Genomic DNA, 1380 nt, shown 5'->3' on the forward strand with positions numbered 1-1380 from the left:
GGGTTAAGTAAAGAAAAGTGTGTCTTTTCCGGGCGTGTTGCGGTTATTTGATCCAGCCTTTTTGGATGCCGAGGTTGTGTTGGTAGCTGGTGTCGATGGCGGTGTCGTATTCTGCTGGTGCACCGATGTCATTGGTAGTGGCTGTGGTGTTGTGGGTGATCAGGTCTGTTGCTGTGGAAAGTGCGTCTTGACCCCATCGTTGGTCCCTGGCGATCTTGACCGGATCGTCAGGGACTTCTGTATGTAGATACAGCCACCAATCCATCACTGTGCGTTGATGCGGTAGTGATAGTCCGCGGTGTCTGCGGGCTAGTTCTTTTATGGGGGCGTTGATGCCACCTTCGAGGCTGTTTGTTGTTGCTGCAAGGTTGTCGGGGTCGATGGTTGTTGGTGGGGGTTGCAGGTAGGTAAACAGCAGGTCTCTGCGGTGCAGAGATAGCAATGATTGATAGGCCGCTCGGACGCGTTGGTGGGTGTAGACCTTGGTGTAGGCGCCGGTAACGGGGTCTTTGATGGTGGTTTTCTCGTTCATCCATTCCCGGTAGGTGTGGTCGAATTCGTGCAGGTGGGCGACCCATGTGGATGCTTGGTCAAGGTCGGTGATGCGAGTGAGTTTCAGGGCTAGGCGGTAGAGGGTTTTGCCGGCATCGGTGCGGGGGTTGCTGGTGGTGTGGCGGCGGACTGTTCGTTGGGCGTGGACGAGGCAGCGTTGGATGCGTGTTGTTGGCCAGCAGTGGTGGATGGCTGATTGGGCACCTTGTCCGCCGTCTGTGACTGCGATTAGTGGTGCGGCAATGGGGCGTAGGAGTTCGGTGTAGGCGGCGGTGGTTTCGTGTCTGGCCCAGGTCCAGTTGATGACGTGGGTTTTACTGGCTGCGATCAGGAGGCATCCGGACTTTAGATAGGTCGCGTCGAGGAAGATTTGGTCATGGATGCGGAATGAGTCGATGGTGGGTGTGGGGATGATCCACCAGCACCATCGGAATCGGTGGTGCATGGTTTGCCTGGTTACGCCATGGTGTGCGGCGAAGGTGGTTAGAGATTGGGTGCCGGTGGCCCATTGGATGAACAAAGCCATGGTGGCGGTGTTTTTGTTGTGGGTTTGGGTGTTGCGGGTAAAGGAGTGTCCGCAGTGGGTGCAGCGCCAACGGGTGGTTGATTTGCTGGTGGTGCCGTTTTTCTTTGTGTTGTTGCCGCATAGTGGGCAGCTGGGGCGGTTGGTGGTCATCCTTTAATCCAACCGGTGTGCGGTTAGCACAAATGTGGCCGGAGGTGCGGGATGGTGTGGGTAATAGCTTTCGGGGAGCTATTCTTTGGTGATTTGTGGTGTGTGGTCTGGGGTTATGGTGGCATGCGGACACACTTTTCTTTACTTAACCC

The 1380-nt window shown here is 56.0% G+C and carries 1 protein-coding gene; it reads right to left on the reverse strand.

The annotated features are described in order from the left end of the window. Positions 1-43 precede the first annotated feature (43 nt). Positions 44-1228 (reverse strand): IS256-like element IS3503 family transposase, encoded by a 1185-nt coding sequence (locus tag HMPREF2920_RS09295; RefSeq protein WP_015382061.1) that lies wholly within the window; start codon positions 1226-1228, stop codon positions 44-46. Positions 1229-1380: the final 152 nt, after the last annotated feature.

Source organism: Corynebacterium sp. HMSC075F02 (assembly GCF_001838335.1).
In the GTDB taxonomy this organism is placed as follows: domain Bacteria; phylum Actinomycetota; class Actinomycetes; order Mycobacteriales; family Mycobacteriaceae; genus Corynebacterium; species Corynebacterium jeikeium_D.

Coding starts and splice junctions, on each gene's coding strand:
- HMPREF2920_RS09295 (WP_015382061.1), bottom strand. CDS start 1,228: ATGACCACCAACCGCCCCAGCTGCCCACTATGCGGCAACAACACAAAG.